The sequence below is a fragment of the Nitrospirota bacterium genome, from assembly GCA_013388455.1.
Taxonomy (GTDB): domain Bacteria; phylum Nitrospirota; class Thermodesulfovibrionia; order Thermodesulfovibrionales; family SM23-35; genus JACAFF01.
In genome coordinates this window covers 18559-36425 of record JACAFF010000039.1, presented here as the reverse complement: position 1 = coordinate 36425, position 17867 = coordinate 18559, and the positions used below count along the sequence as shown (strand labels likewise).

General features: G+C 36.0%; 17 protein-coding genes and 1 tRNA gene. 3 read left to right on the top strand and 15 right to left on the bottom strand.

Features of this window, described 5'->3' with window-relative positions; translation table 11 throughout:
• Positions 1-79: 79 nt before the first annotated feature.
• The 9 genes from HXY53_08715 to HXY53_08675 form a co-directional block, all read right to left on the bottom strand.
• Positions 80-1276, bottom strand: coding sequence for an electron transfer flavoprotein subunit alpha (locus HXY53_08715; protein NWF76627.1), 1197 nt, complete (start codon positions 1274-1276; stop codon positions 80-82).
• Positions 1267-2049, bottom strand: coding sequence for an electron transfer flavoprotein subunit beta/FixA family protein (locus tag HXY53_08710; GenBank protein NWF76626.1), 783 nt, complete (start codon positions 2047-2049; stop codon positions 1267-1269). The genes HXY53_08715 and HXY53_08710 overlap by 10 nt, the downstream gene beginning before the upstream one ends.
• A 171-nt stretch (positions 2050-2220) precedes the next feature.
• Positions 2221-2886 carry a general secretion pathway protein GspB gene (locus tag HXY53_08705; protein ID NWF76625.1) on the bottom strand — a complete coding sequence of 222 codons (666 nt, stop codon included), beginning with the start codon at positions 2884-2886 and terminating at the stop codon, positions 2221-2223.
• Between the two features lie 2 nt (positions 2887-2888).
• Complete coding sequence (locus HXY53_08700) at positions 2889-4052, bottom strand: AAA family ATPase (GenBank protein NWF76624.1); 1164 nt, start codon at positions 4050-4052, stop codon at positions 2889-2891.
• A 21-nt stretch (positions 4053-4073) separates the two neighbouring features.
• Complete coding sequence (locus HXY53_08695) at positions 4074-4457, bottom strand: hypothetical protein (GenBank protein ID NWF76623.1); 384 nt, start codon at positions 4455-4457, stop codon at positions 4074-4076.
• 74 nt (positions 4458-4531) lie between these two features.
• Positions 4532-5281 (bottom strand): carbonic anhydrase family protein, encoded by a 750-nt coding sequence (locus tag HXY53_08690; GenBank protein ID NWF76622.1) that lies wholly within the window; start codon positions 5279-5281, stop codon positions 4532-4534.
• Positions 5282-5490: 209 nt separating this feature from the next.
• Positions 5491-8691, bottom strand: coding sequence for a carbamoyl-phosphate synthase large subunit (carB, locus tag HXY53_08685; GenBank protein ID NWF76621.1), 3201 nt, complete (start codon positions 8689-8691; stop codon positions 5491-5493).
• 191 nt (positions 8692-8882) lie between these two features.
• On the bottom strand, positions 8883-9413 hold the full coding sequence (locus HXY53_08680; protein NWF76620.1) for an archaemetzincin family Zn-dependent metalloprotease: 531 nt from the start codon (positions 9411-9413) through the stop codon (positions 8883-8885).
• A 12-nt stretch (positions 9414-9425) separates the two neighbouring features.
• Entirely contained in the window at positions 9426-9605 is a 180-nt protein-coding gene (locus HXY53_08675) for a hypothetical protein (protein NWF76619.1), read from the bottom strand.
• Between the two features lie 372 nt (positions 9606-9977).
• Between HXY53_08675 and HXY53_08670 the strand changes: the two genes are divergently transcribed.
• The gene (locus tag HXY53_08670) at positions 9978-10886 is read left to right on the top strand and encodes a DUF362 domain-containing protein (protein NWF76618.1); all 909 of its coding nucleotides are present in this window, start codon (positions 9978-9980) and stop codon (positions 10884-10886) included.
• Complete coding sequence (locus HXY53_08665; GenBank protein NWF76617.1) at positions 10879-12429, top strand: 4Fe-4S binding protein; 1551 nt, start codon at positions 10879-10881, stop codon at positions 12427-12429. Before HXY53_08670 ends, HXY53_08665 begins: the two co-directional genes overlap by 8 nt.
• A gap of 66 nt (positions 12430-12495) precedes the next feature.
• Here the strand turns inward: HXY53_08665 and HXY53_08660 are convergent, their stop codons facing one another.
• The 3 genes from HXY53_08660 to HXY53_08650 form a co-directional block, all read right to left on the bottom strand.
• A complete protein-coding gene (locus HXY53_08660; GenBank protein NWF76616.1) occupies positions 12496-13758 on the bottom strand; it encodes an outer membrane protein transport protein in 1263 nt (420 codons plus the stop codon).
• 74 nt (positions 13759-13832) lie between these two features.
• The gene (locus tag HXY53_08655; GenBank protein ID NWF76615.1) at positions 13833-14288 is read right to left on the bottom strand and encodes a DsrE/DsrF/DrsH-like family protein; all 456 of its coding nucleotides are present in this window, start codon (positions 14286-14288) and stop codon (positions 13833-13835) included.
• A gap of 348 nt (positions 14289-14636) precedes the next feature.
• A tRNA-Leu gene (locus tag HXY53_08650) sits at positions 14637-14721 on the bottom strand.
• Positions 14722-14804: 83 nt separating this feature from the next.
• On the opposite strand from HXY53_08650, the gene HXY53_08645 reads away from it, so the two are divergent.
• On the top strand, positions 14805-15161 hold the full coding sequence (locus tag HXY53_08645) for a hypothetical protein (GenBank protein NWF76614.1): 357 nt from the start codon (positions 14805-14807) through the stop codon (positions 15159-15161).
• A 116-nt stretch (positions 15162-15277) separates the two neighbouring features.
• On the opposite strand, the gene HXY53_08640 is transcribed toward HXY53_08645, so the two are convergent.
• From HXY53_08640 to argF, 3 genes are all read right to left on the bottom strand, one after another.
• Positions 15278-15970 (bottom strand): Crp/Fnr family transcriptional regulator, encoded by a 693-nt coding sequence (locus HXY53_08640; GenBank protein NWF76613.1) that lies wholly within the window; start codon positions 15968-15970, stop codon positions 15278-15280.
• Positions 15971-16078: 108 nt separating this feature from the next.
• Positions 16079-16345, bottom strand: coding sequence for a M23 family metallopeptidase (locus tag HXY53_08635; GenBank protein NWF76612.1), 267 nt, complete (start codon positions 16343-16345; stop codon positions 16079-16081).
• 585 nt (positions 16346-16930) lie between these two features.
• Positions 16931-17863, bottom strand: coding sequence for an ornithine carbamoyltransferase (gene argF, locus HXY53_08630; protein NWF76611.1), 933 nt, complete (start codon positions 17861-17863; stop codon positions 16931-16933).
• Between the last annotated feature and the right edge of the window lie 4 nt (positions 17864-17867).

Genomic DNA, 17867 nt, shown 5'->3' with positions numbered 1-17867 from the left:
TCTGTCATTAGATATTTGGGAAGAAAAAATAGATCATTTTTCCAGCGGAAGGCTTACAGCCACCGCTGATTTAGAATTGTTAATTTCCTAAACCCTTTGCTTCTTTAATCTTCTTGATCAAGAGCGGGATAATCTCATACAGGTCTCCCACTATCCCGAAAGTAGCAATATTGAATATAGGGGCGTCAGGATTTTTATTAATTGCAATTATGATATCAGAAGACTGCATGCCGACAAGATGTTGAACAGCACCTGATATTCCACATGCAATATATATTTTTGGACAAACTGTTTTACCTGTTTGACCAACCTGATGTCTGTATGGTATCCATCCAGAATCTACTGCTGCCCTTGAAGCTCCAAGAGCACCACCCAGTATTTCAGCCAACTCTTTAAGAAGATTAAACCCTTTAGGGTCACCAAGCCCTCTTCCGCCAGATACTATAATATCCGCTTCCTGTAAATTGACCGTTAGATCTGAAACTTCCTTGACAGTCTGTAATACTTTTGTTCGTGAAGATATTCCATCTGCTGTAATATTAACAATTTCACCTACTCTTGTTTTGTCATACTGTCCACGTTTCATTACCCTCGGTCTTACTGTAGCCATTTGTGGCCTGTTATTTGGACAGAGTATGGTAGCCATTATATTCCCTCCAAATGCAGGCCTTATCTGTAGGAGATTTCGCGTTTCACTATCAATTTCAAACGATGTACAATCTGCAGTCAATCCAGTGCGTAACCTCGCTGCAACCCTTGGGATAAAAGATCTACCAATCGGTGTTGCACCCGCTAGAACAATCTCCGGCAGATACTTATTAATAAGAATGGTAAGAAGTTTAGCATAAGGTTCATCATTAAACTGTTTAAAGATCTCATTATCGGTATAATAAACCTTGTCAGCACCCCATCTGATTAGCTCTTGCGATTCTGACTCAGATGCACCAAATACAATTGCTGAAAGTTCTGTATTTAATTTATCAGCAAGTTTTCTGCCAATCCCTAAAAGTTCATATGCAACAGAAGCAATCTTTCCTTCTCTTTGTTCTGCAAATATCCATACTCCCTTATAATCTCCAATATTGAATTGTTTTGTCTTTTCTTCTTTTATTTCTATAATTGCTCCTTCAGGACAGACATTCAAACAATTCATACATGCCTGACAATATTCATTAATAAATGCCTTTCCCTCTTTAATTACAATTGCATCAAACGGGCAAGATGAAATACAATTTTCACAACCTGTACATTTTTCTATATTAACTATTACAGACATTTCAAACTCCTGAGTTCCTGAAGTAAAGCTTCAACCTGTTCTTCCGGTGACCCTACAAGCATTTTTCTATCAGAGCGGGCTTCAGGACTAAAGATATTTTTCACCTGTGTTGGTGAACCTTTAATGCCTATATTATCTTTTTCAGCCTGTATATCTGACTGTCCCCATTTCTGAATTAAAGCTTTCTTGGCAGCCATTTTACCCTTCAATGAGGGCAATCTCGGTTCATTTATCTCCTTCACAACTGTTAATAATACTGGCATAGTAGATTCAACAATATCATATCCTTCATCCATCATCCTTTGAACCCTTATTATATTTTCATTAATCTCTTCAATTTTTTTAACATATGAGATATGCGGAATATTCAGAAACTCAGCAGTCTCAGGACCAACCTGTGCTGTATCACCATCTATTGCCTGTTTACCACATAGAATAATATCCGCACCGATTTTATCTATGGCTTTTGATAAAGTATATGATGTTGCCCATGTATCTGAGCCTGCAAACTCTTTGTCTGAAATAAGTACTCCTTCATCAGCACCAATTGATATTGCATCTCTTAGTGCTGTTTCGGCTTGTGGAGGACCCATAGTAATAACGGTAACCTTACCACCGACTTTCTCTTTAATCTGAATCCCTGCTTCAAGTGCATGCATATCGAATGGATTAATAATGCTTGGCACACCTTCTCTAATAAGGGTCCCGGTTTCAGGATTAATTTTCACCTCAGCAGTATCAGGCACCTGTTTAATACATACGACTATTTTCATATTTTAAACCTCATTAATATGATTCCCAAGCCAGCGATAAGCTGCGAAATCTCTTGCTATATTGATCGTTTTATGTCCTGTAACAAATGTTTCAGTGAATAGATATATACTATAATTAAATGAAACAATATTATACGACTTTGCTTTTATTGAAGTAAAGAATTATGAAATCTACCTAGTTGCTACACGAAAATGAAAGCCCTCATAACTGAAAATCACATCATCATTGGTGATTGAATCTAATCTTAGACCATCTGTCAGATATTCACCTTCATGCAACGTCTTGTTATCAACTTTCACCATTCGTAAGGTTGGGTCATCTGAATAAATTGAAACAGCAATTTTTAGAGAAGGTAATTTCTCTCGAATATATAATGGTAATTCATTTAGATTATATATTTTGTTCTTAATAGGGATTTCTGTCTTTTTTGATTTTATCTCAGATGTATTTTTAACACTCAAAAGTATTTGTTTCTTTTGTTCTGAAGTATCTTCAATATCATTTTTTTCAATAAATGTTGATTTGACTTCTTTTGATTTATATGAAACAGATTTACTTTCAACTATATCAGACTTTAAACTTTCCTCTGAAAGTTCTCTGGTTTTTTTAGATATAGGTTTTTGATTAACAATATTTTTTTGATCTTTCTCCCAGTGTGCGAGCATCAATACGAAAAGTCCAGCATTCAAAATTAAAGCAAATATTAGCAGATAAAACCATAGATAATGTTTTTTTTCCTTCTGTGAGGCAACTTCTTGTATGGTTAGTAAATCAGGCACAACACCACGTCTTCGTTCTTTCTCGGATTTTTTAAGAGCATCGAGTATATATGACATTTTTATCTTTTCCCTATTTCTATGACACCATCAGGTGTCAAACATAGTAAACCATCTCCTTGAGTAAAATCGCATACTGCAGATTGCTTTTGTAACTGATAAGGGATATTCCATTGTCTTGTATTTGCCCGGTAAGTGGTATCTACGTCATTCTTGATTATTTCTTCATCTATCATCCAATTAAAAGTCTTGTAATTTGTTTCTTCAGATGTTTTTACTCCTGAGAGAATTGTTTTATTTTTAACAATATCTTCTCTATATCGAAAATAGCTAATAAAAATTGAACTTGCAGAAAGAAAAAGTAAAAATATAGTCAATATCCATTTCAATGTTTTTCTATTGTAACCTCGAGTTTTGAGATCTCCAGATACTTCCATAGCAGCTTTTTTCAATGTGGATTTATCTACATATTTTTTTCCCTGAACATATGTTCCAAGCAAAGCTCTATCACAAATCATATTAATAAGTCTCGGAATTCCATGACTATACTGATATATACTTTTGAATATATAATCAGGGAATAATTTCTCTCTTGCTCCTGCTATTGTAAGACGATGGTTTACGTAGAAAACAATTTCTTTTCTTGATAAAGGTCCAATATGATAACGTGCTGTAATTCGTTGTGAAATTTGTCTGAGTTCAGACCTTGAGAGAATATCTCTGAGTTCTGGCTGACCTATCATTATAATCTGTAATAATTTACTCTTTGTGGTTTCAAGGTTTGTTAAAAGTCTTATTTGTTCTAACAACTCCATAGTGAGATTCTGAGCCTCTTCTATAATAATTACAGTCTTATGCCCTCTTTCGAAATTTTCAAGTAAATACTTATTTATTTTATCTACAAAGACCTTTATACTTTTATTGTTAGCAGGATAGTCTATACCAAATTCGTCACATATTGATGCCAGAAGTTCATCAACTGTCAATTTAGGATTGATAATAAATGCGATTTTAGTATTTTCTGGAAGTTGTTCAAGAAGACAACGACATACAGTTGTTTTACCTGTTCCGACTTCTCCTGTAAGGAGAACAAAACCGCCATCACTGTTTACTCCATATATCAAGTGTGCAAGTGCTTCTCTATGTTGTTCACTAAGATAAAGATAACGTGGATCCGGAGCTATCGAAAAAGGAGATTCTTTTAGGCCAAAGTATTCTATATACATAAGAAATTCTATTTGTTCTATCTAAAATTCCGGCAAGTTATTTTTAGAAATAACATGCAGATGAACCTTTTCATCTTTCACAATTGAATTAAAAATAGAATGGGCATGCTTATGAATATCATTCATATCGGATACAATTACAAGACGCAGCCTGTTCATCCCGAAACTATCTCTGTCCTTCTTTCCTTCAGCAATGAGAATTGTAAGATTTTTCTTTAGAAGATCAGGGTTATCTATTTCCACTATATATACAAGAAGTCTATTACCAATATTTATCCTGCTTTTTAAAGTAATATCACCCAATTTTACATCTGGCAGATAACTTATAGAATTAAATACTTCTTCTGGACAGCCACATCCAAGAGTCTTCTGAACAAAGGTTTTTATTTTGCCATAGTCTGTCACAGTTTTATGATTATATCAAACAGAGGGCGGGGAAATAAATTTCTCTGCCCTCTGTCATTTAATAGCAAAATACTTTATCTCGATTCCAGAATAAATCTCTTGTTAACTTTAAGTACTGGCCTGTTATTGTTTACACCCATAACAGTTTTAAATTTTTCTATCTGGGCTTCAGATACCTGAATAGGTGTCTTGAATACACTCCAGTTTACTCCTTCAGTGCATGGCGGGGTTGTTAAAGAACCAAAGTAATGATAATATTTTCTGTCTTTTGGCAACAAGCTGGACGCGTTAACAGAAATCCCACTCACAAGATTTTCTTTATCTATCTCTGTTGGGATATTGTCCCATAAAACCTGTATCAGTTTGTTCTCTACGCCCTTTTTCATGAATACACCAACAACAGCAATATCATTATTTTGATTTTTATGAACCAGATGTAGTTCCATATCATAGAACTGTCCGTTAACAGTATGCTCACTCGGCGCATGGAAGTGGAATTGAACAAGTTCATATTTTTCACCATCAATCATGACTGTGCTTCCAGGTTCACAATTGACCTGAATAGAGTGTCCGTTATTAATTATTTTAAGTGGTGTATCATTATAAGCAAATTCAATTTCATCCAGGTCAGTCTTATATGTCTTATTAAAGTCTATAGGAGACTGCGACATTCCACTCCCACACAAGGCATATTCTGGCTTCAATTTCCCCCAGTTTTCAGGAGCACCCTCTCCCTGATATCCCCAGTGAATTTCTTTAACAGGTTCGGCAGGTTTTTCCACAGGCTTTTCAGCAGGCTTGCAACCAAAAACAAAGCTTATCATGAACAAAGATAAGACAATACAAAAAATTTTAATCTTCATATTCCCCTCCTTATTAAGTAGATTCCTCTCTTTTAAATAATATTTTTGATTTAAATAAAAAATAATTTAATACAAAAATGAATTTCTTTTCTACCTTATCACCCCCCATAAATAGTATTACGGCAAAATTATACTGCTAAATGCTAATGATATTCAACTAACTTCTGGGGCTATTTAATATCAGCGTGATATTCCTGAAGTGATTTTATGTCATTATGACCTTTGTGATACGCCTCAATCCCACGTGCAGCGGCTACTGCCGCTGCTATTGTAGTTATATAAGGCACTTTATATTTTATAGCAGATTTTCGTATATATGAATCATCATGCTTGCTCAATCTTCCACTTGGAGTATTAATTACAAGATGTATTTTTCTGTTTTTTATGGCATCAACAATATTAGGACGGCCCTCATGCATTTTATCTATCAATTTTGCGTTTATTCCGTGTTTAGCAAGATAATTGAATGTTCCACGGGTTGCAAATATTTGAAATCCGAGCCTTTCAAAACGCTTCGCAACCTGCATAGCAGCAGGTTTATCCTCATCAGTTACAGTTATAAGAACTGTTCCAGAAGTTGGAAGTTTCTGTTGAGCTGCTTCCTGTGCTTTATAATATGCAAGCCCAAAAGAATTACCCATACCAAGAACCTCTCCTGTTGAACGCATCTCGGGCCCGAGGATAGGATCAACTTCATGAAACATGTTGAACGGGAATACCGCCTCCTTCACTCCGAAATGAGGTATATAAAAAGATTTAAGGTTCATTTCTGAAAGCTTGCTGCCCAGCATTATCTCCATTGCGATACGCACCATCTGAATGTTGCATACCTTTGAAACCAGCGGAACTGTTCGTGATGCCCTGGGATTTGCTTCAAGTACATATACCGTATCATTAGCAATAGCATACTGAATATTCATCAAACCTATAACATTTAACTCCACAGCAATTTTTCGAGTAAATTCATGTATGGTTTCAAGATGCTTTGGCGGAATACTTATAGGAGGAATAACACATGCAGAATCACCTGAATGTATTCCTGCAAGCTCAATATGTTCCATTACTGCAGGTATAAATGCATCTGTACCATCAGAAATTGCATCTGCTTCTGTTTCGATTGCGTTTTCAAGGAATTTATCAATTAAAATCGGCCGGTCAGGAGTAACATCTACAGCAGCATTTACATAGTGTATTAGCATCTGCTCATCATGAACTACCTCCATACCACGTCCTCCAAGAACATATGATGGTCTGACCATAAGCGGATACCCTATTCTGCTTGCAACATTTAACGCTTCATCGAGTGTGCTTGCCATTCCTGAATCAGGCATAGGAATACCTAATTTTTTCATCATCTGTCGGAAACGGTCTCTATCCTCTGCAAGATCTATAGTTTCCGGAGATGTCCCGATTATTCTCACACCGGCTTCAGAGAGTTCCTTTGCTATATTGAGAGGTGTCTGCCCTCCAAACTGAATAATAATCCCTTCTGGTTTTTCCTTCTCATATATGCCCAGCACATCTTCAACAGTTATAGGCTCGAAATACAATTTATCAGATGTATCGTAATCTGTAGAAACTGTCTCTGGGTTGCAGTTTACCATAATGGACTCATATCCTTTGTCTCTCAAGGCAAATGCTGCATGCACACAGCAATAATCGAACTCAATGCCCTGCCCGATACGGTTAGGCCCGCCACCAATCACCATTATTTTTTTCTTACTGCTTATCGGTAGTCTGTCAGGAGAATTGTATGTTGAATAATAATAGGCAGCATTTTCAACGCCACTTACAGGAACAGGTTCCCATGACTGATTTAATTTTAGTTCTTTCCTTCGTGTACGTATATCTTTTTCTGATATTCCAAGAAGTTGTGAAAGATAACGGTCTGCAAAACCATCTTTCTTTGCCCTGATTAGTAGTTCATCAGGTAATATTTTACCTTTATATTTAAGTAATTCTTCTTCCAATTCGACGATTTCTTTCATCTGTTCTATGAACCATGGTTTTATGTGAGTCTTTTCATATAGTTCATCAACCTTTGCTCCCTTCCTCAAGGCCTCATACATGATAAACTGCCTTTCACTTGTCGCATAAGAGAGCATATCCATGAGTTCATTAAGAGACTTTTTATTGAAATCCTTGGCAAAACCGAGTCCATATCTTCCGATCTCCAGAGAACGTATTGACTTTTGGAATGCTTCCTTATATGTCTTACCAATGCTCATTACTTCGCCTACTGCACGCATCTGCGTACCAAGCTTATCTTCAACCCCTTCAAATTTCTCGAATGCCCATCTGGCAAACTTTACTACTACATATTCTCCCCATGGGGTATATTTTTCGAGAGTACCTTTTCTCCAGTACGGTATTTCATCGAGGGTTAAACCTGCTGCCAGTTGTGCTGAGATACGAGCGATAGGAAATCCGGTTGCTTTAGAGGCAAGCGCAGAAGAACGGGAGGTTCTTGGATTTATCTCAATCACTACAACCCTTCCTGTTTTCGGATCATGTGCAAACTGGATATTAGTCCCCCCGATTACCTTAATGGCCTCAACGATATCATAAGAATATTTCTGCAATCTTTGTTGAAGTTCTGGATCAATGGTGAGCATTGGTGCAGTGCAGTACGAATCACCCGTATGAATTCCCATTGCATCAACATTTTCAATAAAACATACTGTAATGCACTGGTTCTTTGCATCACGAACAACTTCGAGTTCAAGCTCTTCCCAACCAAGGACGGATTCTTCTATCAGGATCTGTCCTATAAGGCTTGCAGATATTCCCCTGCTTGCAACCACACGAAGTTCTTCAAGATTGTAGACAAGTCCACCTCCTGTGCCTCCAAGCGTATATGCAGGACGTATTACAACAGGAAAGCCAAGTCTTGAAACAATCTCTTCAGCCTCTTCAACACTTAAGGCAGGTTCGCTTCGCGGCATCTCTATGCCAAGCTTATTCATAGTTTCCTTAAACGCGATACGATCTTCACCGCGTTCAATGGCTTCTGCCTGCACACCAATAATCTTCACTCCGTATTTATCGAGTATGCCTTTACGATACAATTCTGAAGATAAGTTCAATCCCGTTTGTCCACCCAGATTAGGTAAGATTGCATCGGGTCTCTCTTTTTCAATAATTTTTATCATGTATTCAACATTTAGAGGTTCAATATATGTAACATCAGCTATTCCAGGATCTGTCATTATGGTTGCGGGGTTTGAATTAACCAGAACTATCTCATATCCAAGATTTTTCAATGCCTTGCAAGCCTGCGTTCCTGAATAATCGAATTCACATGCCTGCCCGATTACAATCGGGCCTGAACCTATTATCATTACTTTTTTAATATCTTTCAGTTTTGGCATGACTTCACCTTCCTAAAATTAAGTATTACTGAATTTCTTGGGCAAAAAATCCGCTATAATACTCTTTCCTGTCTTATTAACCATCGTCTATGAATAAATAATCTGGGTTAGATATAGTAACACTTTTGCTATAGAGATTGTAGAGGAAATTTTAAAATGGCCAAGGCTTTTTATTAACCTTATTGTCTTTTCTAAAAATACCCGAGTAACCTTCTGCATTTTCTGCAAAATCCCGAGCCTTTTATGTCTGTATCATAGATTGTGTTAGAAAAATACATGATGCAATTTGGATTTGTGCAATGTCCAAGCCAGTATGCATGACCAAGCTCATGAATTGCTTCCTTCTCAGCCCTTTCAAGAAAGAGTTTCATATCAGGTGTTTCTCCGTAGAATTCAGGCTTCAGCCTCAAGAGAGATATTATCGTTATTCCAGATGATACATCTGCTTCTCCGAAAACAAAGTTGAGTTCCGGCACAAAAAGGTCTACATCAGTTATTCCGAGTATAAGGTCAACATTTGTTGGTTTAATGGGTTTTATATTCTGAAGGATAATTGATGAATTATATTGTTTTCTATCAGAATCATAAGAATCCTGTGGTAGTTGTATTTTCTTCCCTATTTCAAGCTTATCATGGAATGTCTTTTCAAGTTTTTGAGAAATACTATGCAGTATATACTGATCAATATCCCCTATAGGAATAATAAGTATTTTTTTCAACACACCGTCTAATACTTATTCTTCAACCATATATTTCTTTAACTTTTCCTGTAATGAATCAGGCCAGACATCTTCAAATAGTATGGCGTTTGTTTCTTCAATAGTAAGTGATTCTTTTAATTCACGCGGAAGTGCTTTCAATATCTCAACACGTTCAGGATCAGGCTTTTTCTTCTGAGACAATTCTTTATCCATATCCATTATAACCTCCTGTAAGATACTTTTTTTACAGTGTAACATAACACTTAAAAATCTGCTGTTAGTCTGTATTATTATTTATAAATAATCAGGGTTAAAAGTATTTCATTGTTAACCTAAATAATGCAGATATTGCTCAAAAATTTCTTTAACTCGATATGATTATTAAATTATCCATATTCGTTTAATGAATGAAAATATTCGTGAAATCATCTGTTTAAGGCACCCTAAGGTATCGGAAGATAAATTTTCTCACAACATCTGCATTATTTTAATCGCATCTTTCAGGTTAACAGGAGAATAGTAGGTTTATATGGTAAAATAAATTAAATAAATTTATTTAAAAATATATTTAAAAGGGATGGGATTATGAATCGGCGAGATTTTTTGAAAATTGCAACTGTCGGAGGTTGTGGGTTTTTTTTGGAAAATAGTATCGAAAGCCTCTTTAGTTCTGCTAATGCTTCACAAAAATACGACCTTGTAGTAGTTAAAGGAAAAAATAAAAGCCCTGCTGACATGACAAAAGCAGCTATTGATGCAATGGGGGGAATGAGAAAATTCGTTTCGAGGGGTGATATTGTTGTTGTCAAGCCAAATATGGCATGGGATAGACTTCCTGAACAAGCTGCAAATACAAATCCAGAAGTAGTTGCGACAATAGTGAAACTCTGCTTCGATGCAGGAGCAAAAAAAGTAAAAGTATTTGATAGAAGCGTCAATGACCCAAGGAGATGCTACAAACAGAGTGGGATTGCAGATGCTGCACGTTCACTTGGAGCAGAAGTCAGCTTTATTGACAACAGAAGATTTAAAGATATTTCAATAAAGGGACAGGCTCTTACTTCATGGCCTCTTTATAAAGATATTTTTGAAGCCGATAAAGTTATTAATGTCCCGATCGCAAAAAATCATGGCCTCGCAAAGCTTACTATGTCAATGAAAAACTGGATGGGAGTGATGGGTGGACAGCGAGGAGCTATTCATCAGAGGATAGGAGAGTGCCTTGCTGACATCTGTCTCGTTATCAAACCTACACTTACTATACTCGATGCTATTCGTATACTCACTGCAAATGGTCCTCAAGGAGGGGATCTTAAAGATGTAAAAAGGCTTGATACTGTTATTGCTGGAATTGACCAGGTTGCTATTGATTCTTATGGAGCAACTCTCTTTGGCATGAAAGGAAGTGACCTTTCATATGTTAAAGCTGGAGCTGAAATAGGAATCGGTGTAATGGATCTTTCACGGCTTAAAATAAAAAATTTAAATGTCTAAAAAAAATCTTAGAAGATTTTCACAGGCATTATTCCTTTTGTTGTTTCTTTTTCTTTTCTTTCAGACTGAATCAAAAGGTAACGATACACTTGGATATCCTGTAAAGCTTTTTCTCGATTTTGATCCCTTAATTTTCATCACTACAATGTTGTCTACACATAGTAAAAATATACCCCCTGCTTTTTTTCTCTCACTCATACTCATTCTCCTGACAATCCCGTTAGGAAGAGTATTCTGCGGGTGGGTTTGTCCTCTCGGCACTCTCAACAATATCGTAAGCTCATTAAGAAAAAAATACCCGATGAAAATCCGTAAGAACTGGCATAGGGTAAAATACTATATCCTTATAATCATTATCTTTTCTTCTATCTTTACACTTCAAATTGCCGGCATCCTTGACCCTATATCCCTTCTAATAAGATCATTATCTATTAGTATCTATCCATTAATTGATTATGGAATAAGGGGGTTTTTTGATGCAATTTATAACACTAATATTTCCGGCATTGTTAGCATATCTGAATCCATATATGATTTTCTGAAACAAAAAATATTGTCTTTTCATCAACCTTTTTATTTTCAGGGGATATTTATTGGCTTGATATTCTTCACTATACTAATGATGAATCTTTTTGAGAGGAGATTCTGGTGTAAATATATCTGCCCTCTCGGTGCACTTTTAGGAGTTTTTTCCCGTAATGCCATCCTAAAACGTGAAGTTAGTGAGGGTTGTAATTCATGCAATCTGTGCTCAACTGCCTGCCAAGGAGGAGCTTTAAAAAAAGAAAGCAAAGAATGGAGTAAAACTGAATGTCTTGCATGTTTTAACTGCGATGACATTTGTCCTGCCAATGCAGTAAGTTTTGGGTTGGGAAAGAATAGACCTTTACCTATGAACCTTGGCAGAAGACAGGTTGTGCTTTCAATAGTATCAGGGGTTTTAGCAGTTCCTTTAATCAGATCTTCTCCTGTTTCTAAGTCAGGTTTTTATAATCCTTTTTTACTAAGACCCCCGGGAGCACTTGAAGAAAGAGAATTTTTGAAGAGATGTGTCAAATGTGGTGAATGCATGAAGGTATGCCTTACTAATGGCCTTCAACCGACATTTCTTGAAGCCGGGCTTGAAGGTATATGGTCACCAAGACTCATCCCGGAGATTGGATATTGTGAATATCGTTGTACACTCTGTGGCCAGGTCTGTCCAACTGGTGCAATACAAAAATTATCTCTTAAAGAGAAAATGAATTTAAGGATCGGGCTTGCTATGATTGATAAAGGTAGATGTCTTCCTTATGCTCATAAAACTCCCTGCATTGTATGTGAAGAAGTATGCCCTACTTCCACGAAGGCTATATGGCTTGAAGAAGTAGTTGTCAAAGATAGAGAGGGTAAAAAGATATTTTTAAAACAGCCTCATGTTGATCTTAACCTTTGTATCGGGTGTGGCATCTGCGAAGCTAAATGTCCTGTCGGCTCAAAACCTGCCATATATGTTACAAACACAGGAGAATCAAGGTCAAAGACAAATCAAATTTTGATTTAATAATAAAACCTTTGCGATTTAACATTCCTTTGGAGCATTACACCCCCAGGAATGTTAAATTATTTCTTAAAATGTATATGATACAAAAAGATGTGCTGTATTCTGGCTATGTTCTTCAATAGCGTTGGGTCCGAATGGAGCTTCCTGATTGTAATAAGTAACTGTATTATTGAATGCGTGTTCCCAAGCACCGTCTATCCTCATGTTTTTGCTTATTTTATAACCAAAACCAAAAGTTATATGATGTTCCGTAATTGCAGGGAATAGAGGACTTAATGTTTCATCAGGCACAGGATTCTCACCATAGTTATACCCTACTCTTACAGTCAGATTTTCAGTAACATCATATGCACCACCAATGGCAATAACTATCTGGTCTTTCCAGTCCATTCTGAAATCAATAGAATCCATTCCTGGCACATTGCTTGCGTTTTTTATGGTAACAGTATCCAGTGCATCATTCCAATTTACCCATGTTATATCAGCAGCGATAAGTGTCTTACTGTTAGGTGTAATACCTATTCCAATTCCCCACGAAGCAGGCCAGGCAAAACCTTCCATAGAAGCATCATATCTCCCCCCTATGGGATCTGGACCATAAAATTCGATCTCTCCATTGTCATAATCAAGTTCAGAGCGCGTTGTATAAACAGAGCCAATACTTATCACATCGCTTAATTTATACATAAGACCTATCTTTGCACCATATCCAAAAGCATATTCATTTTCAAGATCCATACCAGCAAAAGAAGGTACACCCTCTGCACCAGGGAAAAAGGTATTAGGGAAAAATTCCATTTCTACATCAGAATATCCAACATTGAAAGCAACTCCGACTGAAAAATTTTTTGTTATCTCATATGCGATTGATGGAGTAATCTTTGCATAACGCACATTAGTATATGTTCGGTCTGCTGTTCCAAAAGCAGTATTGAGACCTTTAAAGTCAGCACCCATCCCTCCCTGAGCAAATACTCCAACACCAAGTATTAAAGAACTATTACCAACCCTGCTTGCATAAGCTAAAATCGGCAATGGGAAAACTCTATCCTCACCTTCCTTGTTATTCGGACCGAACGGCGAGATATAATCCCTATGCTTAAGATCTGGCATTAATAGGGAAAGACCTAATATTAAATCTGCATTCTGAATCGCTGTAAGCCCGGCTGGATTGTTATTCATTGCTACTGGGTTATTGGAAACACCAAGACTTGCACCAGCCATTCCAGCTTCTTGTCCACCATAACTGATCATGTTCATACCATTTGTAGCATATGACAAACCACTCAAAGACAAAATAAAAACAAATATCAAGATTAACCTCAGCATTATTTTCATAAGACCCCCTTTTAGTTTTAACTGTAAACCTTTTTTAGATAATTTCATTCAATATGGACTGATAGTTACGTATAAAGACAAATTTTACAGTCTATAGCATATTTCAGGAAATCTTCTGCTGGCTCTATAATAACTCCTTCAATAAAATCTTTCTGTTTAAGTCCCATCATATCTACTGTCATTTTACAGGCAATAAATTTTACCCCTTCCAGTGATGCTATTTCCTGCAGGTCAGGTAAAGTAGGTATCCGGGCTTTTTCGATCTTCCCTTTCATCATCCATGTTGCCATTGCTGCCATTCCTGGAATTGCTCCCATTAGTCCAGGAGGATGGAATTTGGCCTTTTCGATCCATCCTTTTCGTATAACATTGATACCCATAAAAGTATAAAATACCCTTGCTTCAAGACCTAAACGGACTGCATTGATACCTAATATAAGTCCAGGATATGCACCGTCAAGGGTATCTCTCGAAGTTATAAAAGCTGCTTTCCCTTCTGATTCTGTTTTCTTTTCATGCATGTGTTTCATATCCCCCTCCTTATTTTATTATTATTATCAAAAGTCTTTTCTCAAAAAGACTTAAAACCCTTAAATATCAATGCATTGTTTATTTTTTTCTTGCCTCCCTTCTTGTCCCCCCCGCTGGCGGGAGACATTTTAACCCCCCTCATAGTTTGTTTTCATATCCCGTACTTTTTTCCATGAAACTTTCGACATTACCTTATTATTTTTATTAGTATATCAAAATAGATATGTTATAGAAATAAAGATTTTCGGATTAATAGAAGTTATTTAATAAAGAAGCTAACCCCATGATTTTTAATAACATAGTTATAGTTAGATATAGGTTAGATTGAATATTAAAAATGGTGCGAGAGAGGGGAGTTGAACCCCTACGGTTTTACCCACTGGATCCTAAGTCCAGCGCGTCTGCCAGTTCCGCCACTCTCGCATGATTGATTTTAAAAGAAATTTTGTCATTTCTGCAATTCTCATTTTAAGTTAAAATATATATATAAAATAAGGAGGTTGAAAATGTTAACTCTTGATGAATTAAAAAAGGACAGGTCTCTAATCAATTCAATCGACTGGGAGATGACACCTGAAATGGCCGTTAGAGTTTATCTTGAGTGGGGTAACATCTGGGCTCATGGGGAAAATAGAAGGCATATAGTCAGGTCAAAAAACGATTATTCTGTCTATTTTGTAGTTAATTGCTGGACAAAACCATATTACATTTATTTAATTAAGAGAAACCATCAGGAGGCAGAAGAAATTGCAAAATTTGAGTTGCCGAAACAATTTGAAAAAACAGTATGTCTACTTAAAGGCATGTATGCCCCTGAAGGTGAACTTAAAGCATGGCTGAAAAAGGAATTAAATGTTGATTAATATATGGTTATAAAAAAGACAACCCTCCGAGGGGTCGAAGGGTTGGAAGGAGGGGTTATTGGTAGGGATTTTAATTAATTTATAACAAAAATCTTTTAGGCAGTCTGTGATGTAAATCACATATCAGAATACTTCTTAAGAAAATCATTACTAAGTTGTATAAATTTATTGTTAAGTATAGATATTTCCTTATCTTTTTGAAGCTTATCAATCACTCTTGTAACTGTTTCTCTTGTTAATCCTGTCATATCAGCTATTTCTTGATGTGTGAGTTTAATAGTGATTATTATCCCATTTGATGTCTTTTCTGCATATTCGTGGGAGAGCATAAGAAAAAGCATTTTTATCTTTTGTGCTGCATTTTTTGAATTCAATAAAAAAATTTTATTCCAGGATTCACGTAGCCTTGAACATAGCACATACAGTATCTTTTCGAGCACCTTTTCACGATTTAAGAGTATGGAATAAAATGATTTCCTCGAAATAAAAGCTATAAGTGAATCCTCAATTGCTGATACCGTAGCAGGGGTTGTCTTGCCATCTATAAGTGACAATTCTCCAAAGGAATCATTAGTTTGATGGAGAGCAAGAATGATTTCTTTTCCGTCTTCATTTATCCTCGAAACTTTTACCTTACCGTATAAAATTATGTACATAAATTCATTAGTATCTTCCTCATGTAAAATTGTTTCATGCTTTTTGAATTCTTCAATTGCAATTTCCTTACATATTTGTTGCAATTCTTCATCTGTGAGGGAAGAAAATAGATATGAATTCCTGAGAAAATCTATCTTGATATTTTCTATCATAGATTCATTTTTTATGAATTGAGCATCTTATCCTGTTAGGTTAATTATAAATTATTCTTACATGAAATTTACTATTCTCAGGATAAATAAAAAGGTAGAAATAATTATTCATAATTCGAGTTCAAATAAAGAAATCGGATTCACGTTGATCTTTGATATTTTTACTCCGAAGTGCAGATGTGGCCCTGTTGACCTTCCAGTAAAACCGACATAGCCTATAATAAAACCTTTAGGAACAATTTCATGAAGCTTTACGTTATATTTTGAAAGATGCATATAAATTGTATATATTCCGTCTCCGTGATCAATGATAATAGTTTTACCACCAAAAAATAGCTCTCTTTTAAAAACTACCTTTCCACTGTTAGATGCCATTATCTCTTCTCCCTCTTCTCCCCTTATATCCACTCCAGTGTGCAGACTCTTTATGTCACGATTTATTATTCTCTCAGTTCCAAAATCTGTAGTTATATCATTTTCGAGAGGAAGGATGAAGTCTCCATCCCAGAGTTTACGTGTGACTTTTCTGAAGATAGTCTTCAATCTCTTATTTTCTTTCTTAACCCTTTTCAGATTTTTTCGGTCTAAAAAAACTTTTTCATCAGATAAACTTATTTCCTGTTTTGGAAAAGTTGTTTCAATTACCTTTATTTCCCGTATGAGCTTCCTTTTCCCGGATTTAAATTGTAATAGATATATTCCTGGTTCTGTTTTTATATCTACTGCACCGATTGCAAGATAACAATTTGCCCCACAGCTATTGAAATGTAATTCACTATTTTTGAAAGAAGCATAAAGATTTTTTGAAGACTTTATTCCAGTTACTTTAACAAGAAAAGGGTCTCCAGGACGAACTTCAATGGGGATTATTTCTGCTTGAATAGTTTTTGCATGGACATGATAAGTACAGAATAATGTATAAACAGTAAAAAATATTAAATAGAAAGCTCTTTTATTCACTCACGTCAATAGAAACTCTAATAATGCTTTCTGAGTATGTAATCTATTCTCTGCTTGATCAAATACTGCACTCTGAGGTCCATCAATAACTTCATCGGTTATCTCTTCACCACGGTGTGCTGGTAAACAATGAAGCACAATAGCATCTTTCTGTGCTAAAGAAAGAATCTTCTTGTTTAGCTGATACTTTTTGAATTTCTTCTTTTTCTTTGAAGCTTCTTTTTCCTGTCCCATACTAACCCAGACGTCGGTATAAACGATATCCGCTTTGCTTACAGCTTCTTCAGCCTCTCTAATAATTAAAATCCTGCTACTTGCTAATTCCTTCACTTTTTTGACTATTTTTGCATCCGGTTCATAACCTTTCGGGCATGCAAGTGAAATGTTCATACCAGTCATTGTAGCAGCTTCAAGAAGGGAATGCGCAACATTATTACCATCACCGATATAAGCAAGATTAATCTTCTTGAGACGTCCTTTTTTCTCAAAGATGGTCATTAAGTCAGCAAGCGCCTGGCATGGGTGGTGAAGGTCAGTAAGTCCATTAATTACCGGTATAGAAGAGTTTGCAGCAAACTCTCTCAGTCTGTCATGACTAAAGGTTCTTATTACAACTGCATTAAGGTATCTCGATAAAACTTTTGCTGTGTCATAAATTGTCTCTCCTCTTCCGATTTGTGTCTCTTTCGGGTTCATATAGATAGATTGCCCTCCAAGCTGATAAATACCAACCTCAAAAGAAATCCTTGTCCTTGTGGAAGATTTTTCAAATAAAAGGCCGATGCTTTTGCCAATTAATGGACACTTGCTTGCATCTTTGCCTGATTTAAGTTCTATTGCTCTTCTTATTAAACCCTCTATTTCGATGGTTGATAAGTCAAGAATTGTAAGAAAATCTCTTTTCTTTTTTTCGAAACTCATTCTCAACTCCATTGAG